At 63.9% G+C, this 20255-nt stretch carries 23 protein-coding genes; 13 read left to right on the forward strand and 10 right to left on the reverse strand.

Annotated features, from left to right (window positions below; genetic code table 11):
• Nucleotides 1-15: 15 nt before the first annotated feature.
• Complete coding sequence (locus WC704_RS08490; protein ID WP_372889477.1) at nucleotides 16-675, reverse strand: response regulator; 660 nt, start codon at nucleotides 673-675, stop codon at nucleotides 16-18.
• Between the two features lie 123 nt (nucleotides 676-798).
• Between WC704_RS08490 and WC704_RS08495 the strand changes: the two genes are divergently transcribed.
• Nucleotides 799-1389: a hypothetical protein gene (locus WC704_RS08495; protein WP_372889478.1), complete on the forward strand. Its 591-nt coding sequence runs from the start codon at nucleotides 799-801 to the stop codon at nucleotides 1387-1389.
• A gap of 38 nt (nucleotides 1390-1427) precedes the next feature.
• Here the strand turns inward: WC704_RS08495 and WC704_RS08500 are convergent, their stop codons facing one another.
• The gene (locus tag WC704_RS08500; protein WP_372889479.1) at nucleotides 1428-3503 is read right to left on the reverse strand and encodes an EAL domain-containing protein; all 2076 of its coding nucleotides are present in this window, start codon (nucleotides 3501-3503) and stop codon (nucleotides 1428-1430) included.
• Nucleotides 3504-3712: 209 nt separating this feature from the next.
• On the opposite strand from WC704_RS08500, the gene WC704_RS08505 reads away from it, so the two are divergent.
• Nucleotides 3713-5233, forward strand: coding sequence for a fumarate hydratase (locus tag WC704_RS08505; protein WP_372889480.1), 1521 nt, complete (start codon nucleotides 3713-3715; stop codon nucleotides 5231-5233).
• Between the two features lie 38 nt (nucleotides 5234-5271).
• On the opposite strand, the gene WC704_RS08510 is transcribed toward WC704_RS08505, so the two are convergent.
• Together WC704_RS08510 and WC704_RS08515 are read right to left on the reverse strand one after the other, a co-directional pair.
• Nucleotides 5272-5793, reverse strand: coding sequence for a hypothetical protein (locus WC704_RS08510; protein WP_372889481.1), 522 nt, complete (start codon nucleotides 5791-5793; stop codon nucleotides 5272-5274).
• Nucleotides 5790-6035, reverse strand: coding sequence for a helix-turn-helix transcriptional regulator (locus tag WC704_RS08515; protein WP_372889482.1), 246 nt, complete (start codon nucleotides 6033-6035; stop codon nucleotides 5790-5792). The genes WC704_RS08510 and WC704_RS08515 overlap by 4 nt, the downstream gene beginning before the upstream one ends.
• A 166-nt stretch (nucleotides 6036-6201) precedes the next feature.
• On the opposite strand from WC704_RS08515, the gene WC704_RS08520 reads away from it, so the two are divergent.
• The 5 genes from WC704_RS08520 (at nucleotide 6202) to WC704_RS08540 (ending at nucleotide 8898) form a co-directional block, all read left to right on the forward strand.
• On the forward strand, nucleotides 6202-6474 hold the full coding sequence (locus tag WC704_RS08520; RefSeq protein WP_372889483.1) for a CopG family ribbon-helix-helix protein: 273 nt from the start codon (nucleotides 6202-6204) through the stop codon (nucleotides 6472-6474).
• Nucleotides 6462-6761: a type II toxin-antitoxin system RelE/ParE family toxin gene (locus WC704_RS08525; protein ID WP_372889484.1), complete on the forward strand. Its 300-nt coding sequence runs from the start codon at nucleotides 6462-6464 to the stop codon at nucleotides 6759-6761. The genes WC704_RS08520 and WC704_RS08525 overlap by 13 nt, the downstream gene beginning before the upstream one ends.
• Nucleotides 6758-7927 (forward strand): MBL fold metallo-hydrolase, encoded by a 1170-nt coding sequence (locus tag WC704_RS08530; RefSeq protein WP_372889485.1) that lies wholly within the window; start codon nucleotides 6758-6760, stop codon nucleotides 7925-7927. The genes WC704_RS08525 and WC704_RS08530 overlap by 4 nt, the downstream gene beginning before the upstream one ends.
• 117 nt (nucleotides 7928-8044) lie before the next feature.
• On the forward strand, nucleotides 8045-8482 hold the full coding sequence (locus WC704_RS08535) for a hypothetical protein (protein WP_372889486.1): 438 nt from the start codon (nucleotides 8045-8047) through the stop codon (nucleotides 8480-8482).
• Between the two features lie 92 nt (nucleotides 8483-8574).
• Nucleotides 8575-8898, forward strand: coding sequence for a hypothetical protein (locus tag WC704_RS08540; RefSeq protein ID WP_372889487.1), 324 nt, complete (start codon nucleotides 8575-8577; stop codon nucleotides 8896-8898).
• Here the strand turns inward: WC704_RS08540 and WC704_RS08545 are convergent.
• Nucleotides 8895-9446 carry a hypothetical protein gene (locus tag WC704_RS08545; protein WP_372889488.1) on the reverse strand — a complete coding sequence of 184 codons (552 nt, stop codon included), beginning with the start codon at nucleotides 9444-9446 and terminating at the stop codon, nucleotides 8895-8897. The genes WC704_RS08540 and WC704_RS08545 overlap by 4 nt on opposite strands.
• 198 nt (nucleotides 9447-9644) lie before the next feature.
• Complete coding sequence (locus WC704_RS08550; protein ID WP_372889489.1) at nucleotides 9645-10199, reverse strand: DUF3617 domain-containing protein; 555 nt, start codon at nucleotides 10197-10199, stop codon at nucleotides 9645-9647.
• Nucleotides 10200-10281: 82 nt separating this feature from the next.
• Between WC704_RS08550 and uvrB the strand changes: the two genes are divergently transcribed.
• The 3 genes from uvrB (at nucleotide 10282) to WC704_RS08565 (ending at nucleotide 13244) form a co-directional block, all read left to right on the forward strand.
• Nucleotides 10282-12489 carry an excinuclease ABC subunit UvrB gene (gene uvrB, locus WC704_RS08555; RefSeq protein ID WP_372889490.1) on the forward strand — a complete coding sequence of 736 codons (2208 nt, stop codon included), beginning with the start codon at nucleotides 10282-10284 and terminating at the stop codon, nucleotides 12487-12489.
• A 172-nt stretch (nucleotides 12490-12661) separates the two neighbouring features.
• The gene (locus tag WC704_RS08560) at nucleotides 12662-12979 is read left to right on the forward strand and encodes a type II toxin-antitoxin system RelE/ParE family toxin (RefSeq protein WP_372889554.1); all 318 of its coding nucleotides are present in this window, start codon (nucleotides 12662-12664) and stop codon (nucleotides 12977-12979) included.
• On the forward strand, nucleotides 12954-13244 hold the full coding sequence (locus WC704_RS08565) for an addiction module antidote protein (protein WP_033965485.1): 291 nt from the start codon (nucleotides 12954-12956) through the stop codon (nucleotides 13242-13244). Before WC704_RS08560 ends, WC704_RS08565 begins: the two co-directional genes overlap by 26 nt.
• On the opposite strand, the gene WC704_RS08570 is transcribed toward WC704_RS08565, so the two are convergent.
• Complete coding sequence (locus WC704_RS08570) at nucleotides 13241-13609, reverse strand: PRC-barrel domain-containing protein (RefSeq protein ID WP_372889491.1); 369 nt, start codon at nucleotides 13607-13609, stop codon at nucleotides 13241-13243. The genes WC704_RS08565 and WC704_RS08570 overlap by 4 nt on opposite strands.
• 52 nt (nucleotides 13610-13661) lie before the next feature.
• On the reverse strand, nucleotides 13662-14936 hold the full coding sequence (locus tag WC704_RS08575; protein WP_372889492.1) for an MFS transporter: 1275 nt from the start codon (nucleotides 14934-14936) through the stop codon (nucleotides 13662-13664).
• Nucleotides 14937-15029: 93 nt separating this feature from the next.
• Here WC704_RS08575 and WC704_RS08580 point away from each other — a divergent pair, with 93 nt between their 5' ends.
• The 3 genes from WC704_RS08580 to WC704_RS08590 all read left to right on the forward strand — a co-directional run bounded on the left by WC704_RS08580 (nucleotide 15030) and on the right by WC704_RS08590 (nucleotide 16399).
• A complete protein-coding gene (locus WC704_RS08580; protein ID WP_372889493.1) occupies nucleotides 15030-15572 on the forward strand; it encodes a hypothetical protein in 543 nt (180 codons plus the stop codon).
• A gap of 82 nt (nucleotides 15573-15654) precedes the next feature.
• Nucleotides 15655-16071 carry a VOC family protein gene (locus WC704_RS08585; RefSeq protein ID WP_372889555.1) on the forward strand — a complete coding sequence of 139 codons (417 nt, stop codon included), beginning with the start codon at nucleotides 15655-15657 and terminating at the stop codon, nucleotides 16069-16071.
• A gap of 25 nt (nucleotides 16072-16096) precedes the next feature.
• Nucleotides 16097-16399, forward strand: a complete 303-nt coding sequence (locus tag WC704_RS08590; RefSeq protein WP_372889494.1) for a polyhydroxyalkanoic acid system family protein — start codon at nucleotides 16097-16099, stop codon at nucleotides 16397-16399.
• A gap of 188 nt (nucleotides 16400-16587) precedes the next feature.
• Here the strand turns inward: WC704_RS08590 and WC704_RS08595 are convergent, their stop codons facing one another.
• The gene (locus WC704_RS08595; protein ID WP_372889495.1) at nucleotides 16588-17913 is read right to left on the reverse strand and encodes a sorbosone dehydrogenase family protein; all 1326 of its coding nucleotides are present in this window, start codon (nucleotides 17911-17913) and stop codon (nucleotides 16588-16590) included.
• 131 nt (nucleotides 17914-18044) lie between these two features.
• A complete protein-coding gene (katG, locus tag WC704_RS08600) occupies nucleotides 18045-20246 on the reverse strand; it encodes a catalase/peroxidase HPI (protein ID WP_372889496.1) in 2202 nt (733 codons plus the stop codon).
• Nucleotides 20247-20255 lie beyond the last annotated feature (9 nt).

Here is a 20255-nt window from a genome sequence, read left to right on the forward strand (position 1 = left end):
GGAAACAGGAAATGCTCATCCCTCCACCACCCGATACCCGCGCCCGCGCACGGTTTCGATCAGTTCGGCTCCGATCTTCTTGCGCAGGCGGCCGACGATCACCTCGAGCGAGTTGGAATCGGGATCGGCATCGCTTTCATAGACATGGTCGAGCAAGTCGAGCCGGTCGACCACCACGCCCTTGCGCAGCATCAGCGTCGACAGCACGCGCCATTCGAGCGCGGTCAGCCGTAGTGGCAGACCATCGCGTTCCACTTGCCCGGTCTGCGCATCGAAGGTCACGGGTCCGCAGATGATGCGCGCGGCGGCATGGCCACTCGCGCGGCGCACCAGCGCGCGCAGTCGCATGACGAGTTCCTCGACGCGGAAGGGTTTGGTCAGATAGTCATCGGCTCCTGCGCGGAAACCGGCGACCTTTTCCGACCAGCCATCGCGCGCGGTCAGGATCAGCACCGGCAGCGCGCGCCCGGCGGCGCGCCATTCCTCGAGCACGGTAATGCCCGATTTGATCGGCAAGCCGAGATCGAGCACCGCCACGTCATAGCTGCCGGTGTCGCCAAGATGCGCGCCATCCTCGCCATTGGTGGCGATATCGACCGCGAAATGTTCGGTGCGCAGCGCTTTGGCGATGCCCTCGGCCAGCGCGGTGTCGTCTTCGACCAGCAGGATGCGCATATCTGTGTCCTTTGCCCGGCGGCTAGGCCCAGTCGCTAAACCCAGGCTGAACCGGCGGGTTCAGCGCGGTGGTGGGGCGCATCGCTAGAAAGCGCAACACCACCCCAAGCAGGAGCAAGCACAATGACCGACCAAAGCGAAGGACCCGCCCCGCAACCCGATTTCAGCGCGCTGGAGCAACGCGCCCCGCGCCGTACGCTGCCGCTGCGCACCTCGTTGATCGCCGCCGCCTTCCTTGCCATCGGGCTCGGCGGCGGGGCGACGGTTGCGTGCATGAATGGCCCGACGATCGAGCTCGCGCCGGTCAAACCGATGGCGATCAAGACGTTGACCGACGATGGCGGCGTCATCAGCGTGCGCGGCACCGTTGCCGAGGTGTTCGGCCCGATGGTCGTGCTCGCCGATGCAAGCGGGCGTGCCTTGGTCGAGATTGGGCGCCAGGGCGATGGTACGGGCTTGCTCGCCCCCGGCCAAACGGTGACGGTGCAGGGCCATTATCGCCACGGCATGATCCACGCGTCCTTCCTCGTCGGAGCCGATGGCAAGGTGACGGCACTGCGGCCAATGGGTCCGCCGCGCGGCGGGCCAGGCGGGCCCGAGGGCTTCCGCCACGGGCCGCGTGGCCCCGAGGGGCGCGAGCCGGACCGCGATGACGCGCCGCCACCCCCGCCGCCGGCGACGGCTCCCGCTGCCGCGGGAAATAGCGCGGGCTGACCCCGATCCACACCGTTCCAGCCGCGCAAGGCGGGCGATCAGCCTGCCTTGCGCGCTGCGAGCGCGGGTGTCGGGGGGGTAAGACACTCAAGGTTGAAGGCCTCGGTAAATTCGAGGCCGACCTTACCATCCGCCGCCCAGCACAATCGTGCCGGGATCATCTGGCCTTCCGTCAATTCGATCATAACGTTGATTTCGCCCGCACCCTCTTCGACATCGATCCCGTCGATCATCGCGCCGCTGGCGGAAATGTTGCGGATGCGCACTTCGCCGACGACGTCGCCCGATCGGATTCGCGCCTTGCGCAACAGCGAGGTCCGTGGCGAGCGGCTGGTGCGGAAGCCGCTGGCGGTGGGGATGTCGCCTGCCAGCGCCAGATGTTCCCGCACATCGGCGGCGCAGGCGGGCTTGCCATAGACATATCCCTGGATGTGGCTGCAGCCGAGTTCGACGATCAGCGCGATCTCGTCATGCGTTTCCACTCCCTCGGCGGTGGTTTCCATGCCGAGCGTATCGGCCAGCGTGACGATCGCCTTGATGATCGCGGCATTGCGATTGCCCGCGATCGCCGCCCCGCGCACGAAGCTCTGGTCGATCTTGATCTTGTCGAACGGGGCCTTGCGCAAATAGCCAAGCGAGGAATAGCCGGTGCCGAAATCGTCGAGCGCCAGCCGCACGCCGCACCCCTTCAGCGCCTTGAACATCTGTTCGGTGGCGGGGCTTTCATCGACGAATACGCCTTCGGTAATTTCGAGTTCGAGCCGGTCGGGCTTGATCCCCGATTTCGCGAGCGCCGAGGTGACGACGGTGGACAATGCGGGATTGGCGAACTGAATCGGCGAGACGTTGACCGCGACACGGATGTCATGCGGCCATTCCGCCGCTTCCATGCAGGCGGTGCGCAACACCCATTCCCCGATCGTTTCGATCAACCCGCACTCTTCGGCAACCGGGATGAATTCACTCGGGCTGACCAGCCCGCGCGTGGGGTGTTGCCAGCGCAGCAGCGCCTCGAAGCCGACAATGCGCCCGGTGCGGGTGCTGACGACGGGTTGATATGCGACGAAGAACTGGTCGGCGGCGAGGGCTTCGCGCAGATCGTCCTCAAGCTGTTTGCGGCTTTGCGCGCCGATCAGCAACTCGCTGCGAAAGAAGCGGTGGACACCGCGCCCGTCACCCTTGGCGGCATAGAGCGCGAGATCGGCATTGCGGACGAGCGTCTCGGCATCGGTGCCGTCGGTTGGCGCGATCGCCACGCCGATCGAACAGCCGATGCTGATCGCCGAACCGTTGATGCTATAGGGTTGCGAGAGTTCGGCGATGACGCGCCGCGCGAGTTCGGCCAGCGCTTCGCGTTCGGGCGCGAAGGGGATGATGACCTTGAACTCATCGCCGCCCAGCCGCCCGACCAACCCGGTTTCGCCGATCGTGCGTTGGAGCCGCAAGGCGACTTTCTTCAGCAACGCGTCGCCGGTCTGGTGGCCCAGCGTATCGTTGACGCTCTTGAACCGGTCGAGATCGAGCAGGAAAAGCGCGGTCGGGCGCGGCAGCGAGCCTGGCTGATTCAGCGTCTGTTCCAGCGAGAGCCGCAACCGTTGGCGGTTGGCCAGTCCGGTCAGCCCGTCGAACAGGGCAAGCCGGGTGATTTCCGCGTCGATGCGGCGTCGCTCTGTCAAATCGCTGCCGCTGCCGACAAAACCGAGGAAGCAACCATTGTCATCGCTGACCGGTCGCCCGGAAATCGACCACCAGCGATCGCGCGTGGCATCGTTTGCTGGGCGTACCGAATAATTGGAAAAGGCGGTGTGCGAGGCGAGGTGAAAGGCAAGCGTCCGCTCGGTCTCGGGCGAGGCGCTATCGATGCGGAACAGCTTGTTCAAGACTTGCCCAATGGCGGGGGCGTCGGGCTGGTCAAGATCGCGCGCCACCTTGTCCGACAGATAGGTCACCTGCCCATCGGCGTCGGTTTGCCAGAACCAGCCGTTGGTATGTGCTTCAAATTCCTCGACCAGCAGGTGCGCGCGTTGATTGCCGGAATCGGGCACCGCGGCGTCGAGCACGCGCTGCCGACGCTGGACAAAGGCGTAAGCAGCCGCGGCGAGGCCGATCGACATGAAACACGCGCAGGCAATCAGGGTAAGGATATTCCCGAGAATCATGGGCCATAGGTAAAGTCGCAACCTTTCTGAATCCCTTGCATGGCGGCCAATTCATCCAAAATAGTCCAAAATGAGTAGGGGCCGCAGGATCGCCGCAGATGCCACCCTGCGCTTGGCGCGCGCGCAACATCGGCTTAAGGCGCGGCGCAAGACAGGAGCCCAACATGACCACCATCATCCGTGAAGCCGATCTGATCGAGAGCGTGGCCGACGCGCTGCAGTTCATCTCTTTCTATCACCCGATGGACTATATCCGTGCGTTGGGCGAAGCGTATGAGGCCGAGCAAGGCCCCGCCGCCAAGGACGCGATCGCGCAGATCCTGACCAACAGCCGGATGTGCGCCGAGGGGCATCGCCCGATTTGCCAGGATACCGGCATCGTCAACGTCTTCATCAAATGGGGCATGGATTGCCGGTTTGATGACACCAGCCGGTCGCTGCAGGAGATTGTCGATGAAGGTGTGCGGCTGGCGTACCTGAACCCCGACAACAAATTGCGCGCCTCGGTGCTGACCGACCCCGCTTTCACGCGCCGCAACACCAAGGACAATACGCCGTGCGTGCTGCACGTCGAGATGGTGCCGGGGAGCCGCGTTTCGGTCGATGTCGCGGCCAAGGGCGGTGGCAGCGAGAACAAGTCCAAGTTCAAGATGATGAACCCCTCCGACTCGATCGTCGATTGGGTGCTGGAGATGCTCCCGCAAATGGGTGCCGGCTGGTGCCCGCCGGGGATGCTCGGCATCGGCATTGGCGGCACCGCCGAGCATTGCGTGCTGCTCGCCAAGCAAGCGCTGATGGAGCCGATCGATATGGGCCCGCTGAAGGCGCGTGGGGCCAAGACCGATATCGAGGCCTTGCGCATCGAGATTTTCGACAAGGTCAATGCACTTGGCATCGGTGCGCAGGGGCTGGGCGGTTTGTCGACCATCCTCGACGTCAAGATCCTCGACGCGCCGTGCCATGCCGCTGGCAAGCCCGTTGCGATGATCCCCAATTGCGCCGCGACGCGCCACGCGCATTTCGTGCTCGACGGATCGGGCCCAGCCTTCCTCGAAGCGCCCAAGCTCGACGAATGGCCCAAGGTCGACTGGAAGCCCGACAGCGCCGCGATCTGCGTCGATCTCGATACGCTGACGCCCGAGGTGGTGCAGGGCTGGAAGCAGGGCGACCGGCTGCTGCTCAACGGCAAGATGCTCACTGGCCGCGATGCCGCGCACAAGCGGATCAAGGACATGCTCGATGCGGGCGAGCCGCTGCCGGTCGAATTCAAGGGCCGCGTGATCTATTATGTCGGGCCGGTCGATCCGGTCGGCGAGGAAGTGGTCGGCCCGGCTGGCCCCACCACCGCGACGCGGATGGACAAGTTCACGCGCATGATGCTCGATCAGGGCCTGCTCGCGATGGTCGGCAAGGCCGAGCGCGGGCCCGATGCGACCAAGGCGATTGCCGAGGGCAAAAGCGCCTATCTGATGGCGGTCGGTGGGGCTGCCTATCTGGTTGCGCGCGCGATCAAGGGATCGAAGGTCGTCGGCTTCGCGGACCTCGGCATGGAAGCGATCTACGAATTCGAAGTGGTCGATTTCCCGGTGACGGTGGCGGTCGATTCGACCGGCGCCAACGTCCACCAGCTCGCGCCCCTGGTGTGGAAGGAAAAGATCGCGCGCGAGGGGTTGCTGGTTTCCTGATTGTCGCCCCGGCGCAGGCCGGAGCCGCCCGATTGGCGCTAGGCGTCGTCCTCGTCGTCAATCGGGCGGGTTGCCCAGCTCGCATGGAGCGTCGGGAGGCCGGACCATATCGCCATGAGATAGATGGCGGCTGATGGAAGAGCGCGGACGAAGTCGGTCGTCGTCCATGCCTGGGAGAGGGCAAGCCAGCAGAGCAGCCAAATTCCCAGCACGGCGACACCACTGATCGTCGCGAAGGTCACGAAATAGGCGTTGTGCCGAACCTGGCGGTCCCACTCATCGACGCGCGCGACGCCGCCCCAGGGTTTGACCGGGCCGAAGATCGGCAGGAAATTGCCCAGAGAAAAGCCGACCATCAGCAGCGTGTAGCCAAGCCAGTAATTATGGCGATTGGTGAGCACGAGCACCATGCCGACGCTGGCCAGGGCAAGCGTGATGATCGGCAGGATGCGCAGATGGTAGCGCGGCTGCCGCCCCTGCGACATCGCATCGGCCAGTTTGGGAATGCCGGTCCAGCGGACGCTGTCATCGGCATAATCTGCGATCGTCTTCCGGGTCATACGGCGTCTCCCGCGCGGCGCAGCACCTCTGCGACGCTTTCAAAGGGGGTGAAGGAAAACAGATGTTCGACCGCGACGCCGAAAAAGGCCGCGATCTTCATCGCCAGTTCCAGGCTCGGTTTGTAATCGCCGCGTTCGAGATAGCCGATTGTCTGCGGGTTGACCCCGACCGCGTCGGCGAGCGCGCGGCGCGATGTGCCGCGTTCTGCCCGAAAGACCGAAATGCGATTATGTAGCTGCACGAACACTGCCTGAACATGACGATATGTTGTCTATACACAACGGATTTGCGCATATCAAGCGCGAGACTGCGCGTCGGATGGCGAGTATTGCTGAGGCGCACGCGATTGATCGCGAGGGCGATGCGCCATATAGTACCAAGTATCACCTGATCCGACCGGACACATCATGGCAACCTCGCTCAAGATCGACGACGAGATGAAAGCGCGGATTCAGGCGCTGGCGGTGTCGCGCGACCGGTCTCCGCATTGGGTGATGCGCGAGGCGATCCGTCAATATGTCGATCGCGAGGAAGCGCGCGAGGGATTCCGGCGCGAGGCGATCGAGTCCTGGACCGCCTATCAGGAGACCGGGCGCCATCTGACCGGTGCCGAAACGCTGACCTGGCTGGAGAGCTGGGGGTCGGAAAGCGAGTCGGGGCGGCCCGAGTGCCACGACTGATCGTAACCGAGGGCGCTGCCCTCGGCATCGCGCGTTGTCGTACTTTTCTGGCCGAGCGCAATGCCGATGCGGCGCGGCGCGCTGGCCGGGCGATAGCGCAGAAATTGTCGCTGCTGGAAACCAACCCCGGAATCGGGCGACCGCTTGATGCTGATTACCTGCTCCGTGAGTTGGTGATCGCATTTGGCGATAGCGGCTATGTTGCGCTCTACCGCCATGAGGTGGCGGACGATGCAGTCTATGTCCTGGCCTTCAGACATCAGCGAGAGGCAGGATATCCGGGGTGAAACATGTGGTAAAAACGATCGGCGCGGCGCTGCTCTGGCTGGCGGTCGTCTTGTGCCTAGCGGTCACAATTGTCCCGCGCTTTCTCGACGCGCGCTATTACGCCGGCACCGCGCCGGGTGACCATTTCGATGGCGCGCGCTTCTTCAATCCGGACGGGACCGACGATGATCTTTCGCCGCCATCGGGTGGCAGCCGCGGCGGGTTTATCTGGCGCTATCTCACCAATAGCGACGGCCGGCCGAAATGGCCCGATCATGTTGCGGTCCACCCGGTTGCGCCGCCTGCGCGGGTCGAAGGCGCGCGGATGGTTGCCACCTGGGTTGGCCATGCCACGGTGCTGGTGCAGACGCAGGATCTCAACATCCTGACCGATCCGGTGTGGAGCCGCACCGCCGGGCCGCTTGGCGTCGGCCCCGCGCGCGTCGCGGAGCCTGGGATCGCGTTCGACGCGCTCCCCAAGATCGACGTCGTGCTCGTCAGCCACGATCATTACGACCACATGGACCTGACCACGCTGAAACGGCTGTGGGAGCGCGACCGTCCGCTGATCGTCACCAGCCTCGGCAATGATAGCGTCATCGGCCAAGCGGGCGTGCCGTCGCGCGCGCTCGACTGGGGCGGGCGCTCGGCTATCAAGCCCGGCGTCGACATCATCGTTACGCGCAACCACCATTGGGGCAGCCGCTGGTTCGCCGATCGTAACCGCGCCTTGTGGTCGAGCTTCGTCGTGCGTTTGCCCGGCGGGAATTTGTTCTTCGCGGGTGATACTGGCCCCGGCGATCTTGCTTGGGCGAACGAGGCGGCGGCTTATGGTCCAGTGCGCCTCGCGCTGCTCCCGATCGGGGCGTTCCGCTTCGCGCCGGGGCAAATGGTTGCGGGTAGCCATATCGGACCGATCGACGCCGCCGAGGCCTATCGACGGTTGGGCGCGTCTAGCGGGATCGGCGTGCATTGGGGCACCTTCCGTCTGTCCTATGAAGGCTATGACACGCCGCCGCGGTTGCTTGCGGCGGTGACGCAGGCGGCGGGGTTGCGCGGTTTCGAGACGGTTGGGCTTGGGCAACCGACCCAAGTTGCCCCCTACCACCCCGCGCCACCCGTCGCGCCGATCGAGCGCGGGGCGATGGAGCGCGCGTTGCCCAAGGCGGCGCTGGCGCTGCCATAAGGCGATCGGCAGGGCATCGCGCCCCGGTCCGCCGCTCGAACGGCGGACTTGGGAGGTCAGCCGCGCGATGCTAAGACGCCGGCGGGGGAGAATCGGGACGTGGCGTCGAGGGGGAGTATGTACGGCTACGAAACGACGCTGGACCGCGCCGGGCTGGCGCTGGCCGCGGGCGGGCTGGTCGGCGGCGTGTTTGCCGCTGTGCTGGTGTTGATCGGCAGCGGCGCGGCACCGCTTGAGCTGCTGGTCGGCTTCGTCGTGGGTGCGGTGATTACGGCGATGGCGGCGGTGGCGATCGGTGGCCCGGTCTGGCTGCTATGCCACGCCTTTGGCCAACGCGGACCGTGGATGGCGATTCTGGTCGGCGCACTGGCCGGGTTCGCTTTGTTTCTTGGTGGGCAAACCTATGGCTTTGGCCTGTTCGCGATGCCGGTCACCGATACGCAAACGCTGCTGTTCCGCTGGATCAGCGCGGTCGCGACGAGCCTGATCCTGTCGCTGGTCTCTGCGTTGATCGGGTGGACGATGTGGCGCGTGGCGTATCGGCGGGTGGCGTAGGACGCATTATTATATGTCGCGAACTACAAAGTAATCGTAGCCCTTGCGTAATGATATGAGTCGGGCCATTCTTCTGGCAGCAGGAGGATCGGATGCCGAATAAAGCCGGACGAGTTACCGAATCAGAAGTTGCACTGGCAGTAATGCAATATTTGAGAGGGATCGCAAATAATGAGGATTCAATCGATCAAATCGTGAAAGAGTTGCCTAATTTTTTGCAACTTCATGCGAGCGATCGTGCCACTTCTCCCACTCGCCCGAACGAAGAATTGTGGGAGCAACAAGTCCGCAATATCGTAAGTCACAAAGCGACAGCCGGGAATGCCATCCACGACGGATATCTAGAGCATCGCCCGGTTGCCAAATTATATGTAACGAACGCTGGCCGTGCTCACCTGACGGCCAATGGCATCTAACTGTAACGAGCTTTATACCCCGGCTTTAGCCACTTAAGCTCGGTTGAACCGAGGGCCTGCTTATCCCACACAAACCAGGCGTATGCGGTTGTTCCCGTGCCCTTCTGGACAGCGCCAGCCGGGTAAAATGTAATGCGCTCACTGAAGACCCAGACGCGTGACGGCGGAGCGCTTGTGAAAATTGTTCGCTGACGATTTGCCCCCTCAAGGAAAGCCAGCCTTAGAAGTAAGGCGAACTTGTGGTCGGCTTTGCGAAGCCCCGCCTCCACGAAGCCTTCAGCGGCATTGTAGGGAGGGTTCGTGACGATATTCGCTGCGCGGCGATTGCTGAGCAGAAAATCGACGCCGCCTTCGCCATAGCCGCGATCGTGCAAATCGCTGCTGATGACTGGTTGTTCAGTTAGATCAAGGACATCGGACATCGCGCCATTACCGCATGCACTTTCCCAAATATCTCCCTTGAACGTTTCATTGTCGATCAAAGCGTGAGTTGCCCAAGCAGGTGTCGGGAAGAAATCAGGTCCATCGAGATCGGCGAACCGCTTCATTGTCGGCTTAAATCCGCCGTTGAGATTGTATGTCGCATCCATCGTAAAAGTATAGCAGAATCATATGCTTACGCAATGGCGACTAAGTGACTCAAACGACTCGATTTTAGAAAATAGATGTTCGGCGGGCTAGGGTGGATCGCTGGCGCGCGCCACTGCACCGGATCGCGCCGCGCGCAATCCGGTGCGTCGCCGCGTTTACGGCTTGGCCGGTGCCGCCGGTGCCGGGCCGGTCGCGGGCGCCTCGGGCGGGGTGACGTCGCTGGGCTTGCACTCGCCGTTGCGCGTCGATTTGACGTGCATTTCCATCGTGCCTTCCCGTGTGCCGTTGGCGGCGAAGCCCTCGCTCTTCATCGTCATGTCCTGTACGGTCGCGCCGGTGCTGCCGTTCATCGTCATCTTGACGGTGCCGCCATTGGGCTGTTTGCAGGTTGCGTCGATGGCGATCGTCGCGCCGGTCGCCTCCTTCTTGGCGAAGGTGCAATTCTGGCCGCGCGCCGACATTTGCTCCATCGCCTTGCCAATGTCTTCCTTCGCCGCCGCCGCCGGGGTGAGGCAGACCGACAGGGTACTCATCGCGTCGAACATCTTCTGCATTTGCGTCTTGGTCTCGGGCGTCGCGCCCTTGCCCTCGAATTTGACGATCTCGATCTTTTGCGACCAGCTACCCGGCTGGCGCTTGGTCGGCGCTTCGGGCGAACAGGCGGAGGCCACCAGCGGCAGCGCGAGCAGCGCCACAATACGGAAAGTCATGATGATCGGTCCCCCGGAGATGTGCGCTTTGCGCGCTGATGTGTGATTGTCTGTCGCCCGTTCCTTCCCATATTGGCGCACTATGGCAATCCAGATTCGCACCACGCTCGACGAACCCGAAACCGGCGTCAGCTTCGTGCCGCACCGCCCGGCGCGCCCGCCCAAGGCGGAAGGGGGCAAGCCGTTCAAGCTCGTCTCCGAATATCAGGCGGCGGGCGACCAGCCGACCGCCATCGCCGAGCTGGTCGCGCAAACGCAAGCGGGTGAGCGCGACCAGGTGCTGCTCGGCGTTACCGGCTCGGGCAAAACCTTCACGATGGCCAAGGTGATCGAAGCGGTGCAGCGCCCCGCGCTGATCCTCGCCCCCAACAAGATCCTGGCGGCGCAGCTTTATGGCGAGATGAAGTCGTTTTTCCCGGAAAATGCGGTCGAATATTTCGTCAGTTATTACGATTACTATCAGCCCGAGGCCTATGTCGCGCGCTCGGACACGTACATCGAGAAGGAAAGCTCGACCAACGAGGCGATCGACCGGATGCGCCACGCCGCCACCCGCTCGCTGCTCGAACGCGACGATGTCATCATCGTGGCGTCGGTGTCGTGCCTCTACGGTATCGGCTCGGTCGAAACCTATTCGGCGATGATCTTCGATTTGAAGAAGGGCCAAACGGTCGACCAGCGCGAGATCGTGCGCAAGCTCGTCGCGCTGCAGTACAAACGCAACGACGCGGCGTTCCAGCGCGGCAATTTCCGCGTGCGCGGCGATGCGCTGGAGGTGTTCCCGTCGCATTATGACGACACCGCCTGGCGCGTGTCGTTCTTCGGCGACGAGATCGAGGAGATCGTCGAGTTCGATCCGCTCACCGGCAAGAAGGTGGCGAGCCTCGATTATATCCGCATCTACGCCAATTCGCATTATGTCACGCCGGGGCCGACGCTCAAGCAAGCGATGGAGGCGATCAAATTCGAGCTGCAGGAGCGGCTCAAGGAACTGGTGCCTGAGGGCAAATTGTTAGAGGCGCAGCGGCTGGAGCAGCGCACCAATTTCGACCTGGAGATGATCGCCGCGACCGGTTCGTGCGCGGGGATCGAGAATTATTCGCGCTTCCTCACTGGCCGGATGCCGGGTGAACCGCCGCCCACTTTGTTCGAATATCTGCCCGAAAATGCGTTGCTGTTCGTCGATGAGAGCCACCAGACGATCGGCCAGATCAACGGCATGTCGCGCGGCGATCACCGCCGCAAGCTGACGCTTGCCGAATATGGCTTTCGGCTGCCCTCGGCGATCGACAACCGACCGCTTCGCTTCAACGAATGGGACGCGATGCGCCCGCAGACGACCTATGTCTCGGCGACGCCGGGTGCGTGGGAGATGGAGCGAACCGGTGGCGTGTTCGCCGAACAGGTCATTCGCCCGACTGGCCTGATCGACCCGCCGATCGAGATCAAGCCGGTCGAGGAGCAAGTGCAGGACCTGATCGTCGAGGCGCGCAAGACCGCCGAGCTTGGCTATCGCACGCTGGTGACGACGCTGACCAAGCGCATGGCCGAGGATCTGACCGAGTTCATGCACGAGGCGGGGCTCAAGGTCCGCTATATGCACAGCGACGTCGAGACGCTGGAGCGCATCGAGCTGATCCGCGATTTGCGGCTTGGCGTGTACGATGTGCTGATCGGCATCAACCTGTTGCGCGAGGGATTGGATATTCCCGAATGCGGGCTGGTCGCGATCCTCGATGCCGACAAGGAAGGGTTCCTGCGCTCGGAAACCTCGCTGATCCAGACGATCGGTCGCGCCGCGCGCAACGTCGACGGGCGCGTGATCCTCTATGCAGACCGCATCACGGGTTCGATGGAGCGCGCGATGAACGAAACCAACCGTCGCCGCGAAAAGCAACGCGCCTATAATGAGGCGAACGGCATCACCCCGACGACGATCAAGCGCAACATCGGCGACATCATCCAGGACGTGTCGCAGCGCGATCAGGTGACGGTGGAGATCGATGAGGACCGGCCGCACATGGTCGGCCACAATCTGCGCGCGTACATTGAGGACCTCGAAAAGAAGATGCGCGCAGCAGCCGCGGATCTGGAGTTCGAGACCGCCGGGCGCTTGCGCGATGAAATCCGGCAATTGGAGCAGGAAGAACTGGGCCTGCCGGTCGATCAGCAGAAAGCCCCGGTCATGGGGCGTTCGAACGAGGGGAAGCCTGGCACGCGCAAGACGCGCTACGGCAAGAGCCAGAAGATGCGCGCGGGCATGGCGGGGAGTTCGCGGCGGGCAAGATAAAGCCCGGAAAAACATAAATTGAGCCCTGCGGTTTTGCCAGTTAATCAATCCGTACGTCGATCAGCGACCTCCGGCTGCAACGGGAGAGTATCCGACGTCTGTCTGATATTCCTGCGGAGCTTTTATGGCCGATGATTTTGACAAACAGCCCACTGTCCTATATAAAGGACAGATACATGAGGTTCGGCAGACGGTCGAATTTCGCGATTGGCTTGCCTCTTTGCGCGACCTTCGAGGCCGTGCGCGCATTTTTGATCGATTGCTGCGCGTTGCCGATGGCAATTTCGGTGATGCGAAGTCGGTCGGCGAGGGCGTCGAGGAGTTGCGGATGCATTTTGGCCCAGGGTATCGGGTCTATTTCAAACGGCAGGGTAGCGCGATTGTTCTATTGTTGGCAGGCGGCGACAAAAGCGGTCAACGGCGCGACATTACAACGGCGATCGAACTGGCGAGGCGAGAGGAGTATGGCGCTGAAAACGACGATCTTTGATCCAGCCGAATATCTCGATACCGAAGAGGAAGTAATCGCCTTTCTGGACGCATCGATGGATGGCGGCGATGCTCAGCATATCGCACGCGCCCTTGGTATCGTTGCCCGCTCCAAAGGCATGACCGAGATCGCCCGTAAGACAGGCGTGGGGCGACAGGCGCTGTATGCGGCGCTCTCCGAAAACGGAAACCCGACGCTGGAAACGTTGACCGCCGTGTTGGGTGCTATGGGCTTGCGGCTCAGCGTTGCGCGCGACGCCGCTTAACCCAGCGACAAATCCTCGCCCGCCACATCATAATATTTCGACACCCGATCGGCATAGGCCTGGTCGAATTCAGGCGGGTTCGCCGCCCAGCTTGGGCCGCCTTCCAGCACGCGGCGGTCGATCGTCACGATATAGGTGTCGTTGACCGGGTCGAACTGCAGCAGCGAAAAGGGCAGCGGATAATAAGCGCGGCCCATGCCGAGAAACCCGCCGATCGTCAGCACGACGTACAGCGTGTGCCCGGTGCGCTTGTTGACCATCATCGCATACACGCTGCCGATCTTGTCGCCGTCGCGGCTCCGCACCTGCATCGTATCGGTCTTGTTCGATTGCAGTAGCAATTGCGTCGGTTCGGTCTGGGACATGGTGGTTTCCTTGATGCGCAACCGAAACGGCGCAACCGGCCTGGGGGTTCCCTCAATCCTCCACGATCAGGCTGGTCCGCCGTGTTTCTGGCAGCAGCCAGAAACACACGCTGGTCAGCGCCAGCATTACGCTGACATACCAGTAAAACGCGCTTTCGACGTGCCAACCCTTCAGGCTCAGCGCGACATATTCGGCGGTGCCGCCAAAGGCCGCATTGCCGATCGCATAGGGAAAGGCGACGCCGAGCGCGCGGATGTGCGCGGGGAACAGCTCGGCTTTCACCAGCGCGCTGATCGAGGTGTAGGCCGCGAGCAGCAGCAGCGGCACCAGCACGATCGCAAACGCCGCCCCCGGCGTGCGCACACTTTCCAGGGCGCTGAACACCGGCACCGAGACGATCGCCCCGCCAAGGCCGAACACCAACAGCATCGGCCTGCGCCCGACGCGATCGGCCAGTGCGCCGAACAGCGGCTGCACCAGCATGAACACCACCAAGGCGGCGGTCATGATCGCGGTCGCGGTCTGCACCGAAAAGCCGACCGTGTTGGCGAGGAACTTCTGCATGTACGTGGTGTAGGCATAGAAAGCGAGGCCACCGCCCGCGCTGATCGCACCGACCAGCAGGAATTCGCGCGGATGCGCGCGCCACAACGCCGCCATGCCCGAGGCCGGACGATCCGCCGACAGCGCCTGGAAGGAAGCGGTCTCGGCCAACCCGCGCCGCAACAGATAGACGCCAAGCGCCAGCGCCGCGCCCAGCAGGAAGGCGATACGCCAGCCGAAACTGTCCATTTGCGCCTTGGTGAAGACCGCCTGCAGCAGCAATGTCACCGCCAGCGCGCTCAGCATTCCACCGATCAGCGTGACATATTGGAAGCTCGACCAAAAACCGCGGTGCCGCCGCGTCGCCATTTCGGAAAGATAGGTCGCGCTCGCGCCATATTCACCGCCGACCGACAGCCCCTGCAACAGCCGCGCGACCAGCAGGAGGATCGGCGCGGCAATGCCGATCGTGGCATAATTCGGCGTGAAGGCGATCATCAATGAGCCCGCGCACATCAACGCGACCGACACCGCCAGTCCGGCCTTGCGCCCATGCCGATCAGCATAGCGGCCCATCACATAAGCGCCGATCGGCCGCATGAAAAAGCCCACTGCGAACACCGCCGAGGTGTTCAGCAATTGCGCGGTGGGGTCGCCCTTGGGGAAAAAGGAGGCCGAGAAATACAGCGACAATGCGGAATAGGCGTACCAGTCATACCATTCGACCAGATTGCCGGCCGATCCACCAATGATCGCGCGCAATCGTTTCGCCTCAAGTGCCATGCGTCTCTCCCTGCCGGGCACCAGAGGCGAAATCGCGACGGGGTGCAAGACCGGCGGTTGAGCGCAGCCGCCGCTTCGCGCATACAGTACGCCATGCGCATTTTTCCCGCCCGCTCCGCTGGCCTTGCGGCATTGCTCGTGGTTGGCGGCTGCGTAAGCCCGCCCGCGCCCCAACGGCCATCGCGGCCGCAACCCGTGCCGGTGTCCCGCCCGGTGCCGCCACCCGCGCCGCCGGTGCCGCAATCGGCTGATTGGCGGGATTGGCCGGTGACGCCGGGCGACTGGACGTATCGCAGCGATGCGCAAGGATCGATCGCGCTGTTCGGGCGGCCCGGTGCCGAGGCGCTGCTGACGCTGCGCTGCGACCGGGGCAGCAACGCGGTGTACCTCTCGCGGCGGGGCGCGGTGGCGGCACCCTTCACGTTGCGCACCACCAGCCTTGCGCGGACGCTACCGGTGCGGTTGAGCTCGGGCGAGCCTGTTTATGCAGTGGCCGCGCTGGCGCCGCGCGATTCGCTGCTCGACGCGATGGCGTTCAGCCGTGGCCGCTTTCTGGTTGAGCAAGCGGGTGTTGCCACGCTGGTGGTGCCCGCCTGGGCTGAAGTCGCGCGCGTGACCGAGGATTGCCGTCGCTGAACGCCCGCTTGGAGCGGGCCACGCGGCGCGGCGATTGCGCGGCGGTTGCACAGCGTTGCCGCGCGCCGCTATCGTGCTCGGCATGATCCGCCCGTTCCACCTCGCTTTCCCGGTCCACGATCTCGCCGCCGCGCGCGCTTTTTATGGGGGGACGCTGGGCTGTGGCGAGGGGCGCAGTTCGGACGTGTGGATCGATTTCGATCTGTACGGCCATCAAATCGTCGCGCATCTCGATCCTGCCGCCAAGCCCGTTGCGGTGTCCAATGCGGTTGATGGCCAAGATGTGCCCGTGCCGCATTTCGGCGTGGTGCTGACCATGCCCGACTGGCAAGCGCTCGCCGATCGGCTGACGGCTGCGGGCACGCGCTTCGGCATCGCCCCGCATATCCGCTTCGTCGGGCAACCGGGCGAACAGGCGACGATGTTCTTTTATGATCCCAGCGGCAACGCGCTTGAGTTCAAGGCGTTTGCCGATGACGCGATGCTGTTCGCGACGTAAAGGACGGCCACGTAAAGGACTGGGCATGAGCGAACCGATTGTCGTCGAAATTCCCCACACACTCGGGCTGACGGCGGCGCGCGCGCGGGTCGATGGCGGCATCGGCAAATTGGCCGATCTGTTCCCCGGCGGCGCGGCGGTCGATCACCGCTGGGAGGGTGACACGCTGCACTTCACCGTAGCGGCGCTCGGGCAGCGCGTGGCGAGCCGGTTGACGGTCGCGGCGGACAAGGTCCGCGCCGAGGTCGATCTGCCGCCGTTCCTTGCGCTGTTCGCCGACAAGATCCGCGCGAAACTCGCCAAGGAAGCGCCGAAGCTGCTGGAATAAGCGCTCAACGCGTATCTCGCCTTCAATCCTCCCCGGAACGGGGAGGGGGACCGCTCGGCTTTTCAGCCGAGCGGTGGAGGGGGCGTGCCGCGAACGCTGCGCGTGTTGAGGCCCCCACCACCATTCGCTGAATGCTCACGGTCCCCCTCCCCGTGCCGGGGAAGATCAGGTGGGGCGGAACGCCCGCCTTACTTCACGCTCACCCGCCAGATCGTATTCCCGACATCATCCGCCACCAGCAGCGCGCCGGTCGCGTCGGTGATGACACCGACCGGACGCCCTTGCGCCTGCCCCTTGGCGTTGAGGAAGCCCGTCAGCACGTCGACCAGCCGCGCGCCCTTCTTGGGAAAGCCGAGGTCGCCGAACGGCACATAGACGACCTTATAGCCCGACACCGGCACACGGTTCCACGATCCATGCTCGCCGACGAACGCGCCATTGGCGAAGTTGGGGCCCAATTTTGCATCGTCCGCGAAGCTCAGTCCAAGCGCCGCGACATGTGGGCCCATCGCGAAATCTGGGCGTTTGGAATACTCTTGCAACGCCGGATTTTCGGGCTTTACCCGCGCATCGGGATAGCCGCCCCAATAATACCAGGGCCAGCCGAAATTGTCGCCTAGGCCAACGCGGGTGATGTAATCGGGAACGATGTCCGACCCCAGCATGTCGCGCTCATTGACCGCAACCCACAAGGCCCCCGATTTGGGTTCGAACGCCATGCCCTGCGGGTTGCGCAAGCCTGCGCCAAAGATGCGGAAGCTCTTGGTCGCAGGATCGACTTGCAGGATTGCGGCGCGGTTCTTTTCCGCATCCAGCCCGTTATCGGCGATGTTGGTCGAGGAACCAACGCCGACATACAGATATTTGCCCGCCGGATCGGCCAGCAGCGTGCGCGCCCAATGATTGCCACCGCCGCTCAGCGCGATGATCTTTTCGGGTTTGGCGGTGATCTTGGTCTCGCCCGGCGTGAACGGTACGCGCAGCAGCGCATCGGTATCGGCGATGTAGAGATAGCCGCCCATCAACGCCATGCCGGTGGGCGAGTTGAGCCCACCGATCAGCACCGTCTGCAGCTCGGCCACGCCATCGCCATTGGTATCGCGCAGCAAGCGGATGCGGTTGGGCGAGGCGCCGCCCGCCCCAGCCTTGTTCAGCAAATAACCCATGACCATGTCGGCGATGCCCGAGACGGCGCGTGGCGGGGAATTGGTCTCGGCGAGCAGAATGTCGCCATTGGGCAGCCGGTAGAGCCAGCGCGGATGATCGAGCCCATTGGCGAAGGGCACCACCTTCAGGCCCGGCGCGGCCACCGGCATCGCGCCGTCTTTCCACCCCACCGCATCGGCCACCGCGATGGTCGGGACGCTCTGGTCACGCGGGGTGGAGATGGTCGGGCGTTCGCCCTCGACCTTGGTGATCGGCAGCGTCGCCACGTCGGGCTGTACGGCCCACCAGATAACGGCCCCCGCGAGGACGATGACGATCGCGAGGATGATGAGGATGTGTTTGCGCATGGCCGCAAACTAGGGGCTGGAGCGGGGGAGGGGAAGGCGATTCTGCCAAGCGCCTTCCCGGTCGCTGTTCCGGCGCAAGCAGCAGCCCGGGGCCTCAGGCAAACCGCCTGCAACCCCGGGCTCCCCTTGCATCAGGCCACGTCGAACCGGTCGAGGTTCATCACCTTGGTCCACGCCGCCACGAAGGCGCGGACGAACGCCGCTCCCGCATCGTCGGTGGCATAAGCCTCGGCCAGCGCGCGCAATTGCGAGTTGGAGCCGAAGATCAGGTCCACGCGGGTGCCCGCCCATTGCTCGGCCCCGGTCTTGCGGTCGCGCGCGACGAACACGCCGTCCTCGCGCGCCGTCCACTTCATCGCCGTGCTGGTCTTGAGCAAATTGACGAAGAAGTCGTTGGTCAGTGTCTCGGGCCGATTGGTGAACACGCCGTGCGCGGAGCCGCCGAAGTTCGCCCCCAGCACGCGCAGGCCACCGACCAGCACCGTCATTTCCGGTGCCGACAGCGTCAGCAATTGCGCGCGGTCGACCAGCAATTCCTCGGCAGAATAAGGCGAGGGCGCGCCGACATAATTGCGGAAGCCGTCAACCTTTGGTTCCAGCGGCGCGAACGAGTGCGCGTCGGTCTGCTCGGGCGTCGCGTCGGTGCGGCCCGGCGTGAAGGATACGGTCACGTCATGCCCGGCCTTCTTCGCCGCCGCCTCGACCGCGGCATTGCCACCCAGCACGATCAGATCGGCCAGAGACACGGTCTTGCCGCCCGCGTTGAACGCCGCCTGAATTGCCTCCAGTCTGGCGAGCGTCTCGGCCAGTTCGACCGGCTCGTTGACCGTCCAATCCTTTTGCGGGGCGAGCCGGATGCGTGCGCCATTGGCGCCGCCACGCTTGTCGGTGCCACGGAAGGTGGAGGCCGAGGCCCAGGCCGTCTTCACCAGCCGCGAAATCGACAACCCCGAACCAAGGATCTGCGCCTTCAACGCCGCCGCATCGGCCTCGTCGATCAGCGGATGCGTGGGCGCGGGCACCGGGTCCTGCCAGATGCGCGGCTCGGCGGGGACTTCCGCGCCCAGCATCCGCACATGCGGCCCCATGTCGCGGTGCGTCAGCTTATACCACGCCTCGGCAAAGGCGGTCGCGAACTGGTCGGGGTTTTCATGGAAGCGCCGCGAAATCGGCCCGTAAATAGGGTCGAAGCGCAACGACAGGTCGGTCGTGAGCATCGTCGGGCGATGCTTCTCGGTCGGGTCGTGCGCGTCGGGCACGTCCTCCGCCGCATCCTTGGCGACCCACTGATGCGCGCCCGCCGGGCTCTTGCTCAGTTCCCACTCATGCTCGAACAGGTTCTGGAAGAACAGGTTGGTCCATTTGGTCGGTTCCTGCGTCCAGGTGACTTCCAGGCCGCTGGTGATCGTGTCCGCGCCATTGCCGCTGCCATAGCTGTTGGCCCAACCCAGGCCCTGCTGCTCAATACCCGCGCCCTCCGGTTCGGGGCCGACATGGCCGTCCGGGGAGGCGGCGCCATGTGCCTTGCCGAAAGTATGGCCCCCCGCAATCAGCGCGACAGTCTCTTCATCATTCATTGCCATGCGCGCGAAGGTTTCGCGAATGTCGTGTGCGGCGAGCAGTGGATCGGGGTTGCCGTCGGGGCCTTGGGGATTGACGTAGATCAGCCCCATCTGCACCGCCGCCAGCGGGTTGGCGAGCTCGCGCTCACCCGAATATCGTCCGCCCGGCTTTTCGCTGGTCTGCAGCCATTCGCGCTCGGCCCCCCAATTCACGTCGGTCGCGGGTTCCCACACATCGACACGGCCACCGGCGAAACCGGCGGTCTTGAAACCCATCGATTCGAGCGCGCAATTGCCGGTCAGGATCAGCAGATCGGCCCAGGACAAAGCCCGCCCGTATTTCTGCTTGATCGGCCACAACAGGATGCGCGCCTTGTCGAGATTGGCATTGTCGGGCCAGCTATTGAGCGGGGCGAAGCGCTGCTGCCCGCTGCCCGCGCCACCGCGCCCGTCGCCGATGCGATACGTGCCCGCGCTGTGCCACGCCATGCGAACGAAGAGCGGGCCGTAATGGCCGAAATCGGCGGGCCACCAATCCTGCGATTCGGTCATCAGCGCGAAGATGTCGGCCTTTACCGCTGCGAGATCGAGGCCCTTGAATGCCTCGGCATAATCGAAGTCGGGGTCCATCGGGTCGCCGGCGGGCGGGTTCTGGTGGAGCACCGACACATCGAGCTGGTTTGGCCACCACAAGCGGTTGGCCTGTTCGAACAGGGCGGCATTGCCGCCCATCTTGCCTGCGCCCACCGGGCATTGCGTTTCGGCATTCATGGCACTTCT

Origin of the sequence: Sphingomonas sp. (genome assembly GCF_041661885.1) — a bacterium.
Taxonomy (GTDB): domain Bacteria; phylum Pseudomonadota; class Alphaproteobacteria; order Sphingomonadales; family Sphingomonadaceae; genus Sphingomonas.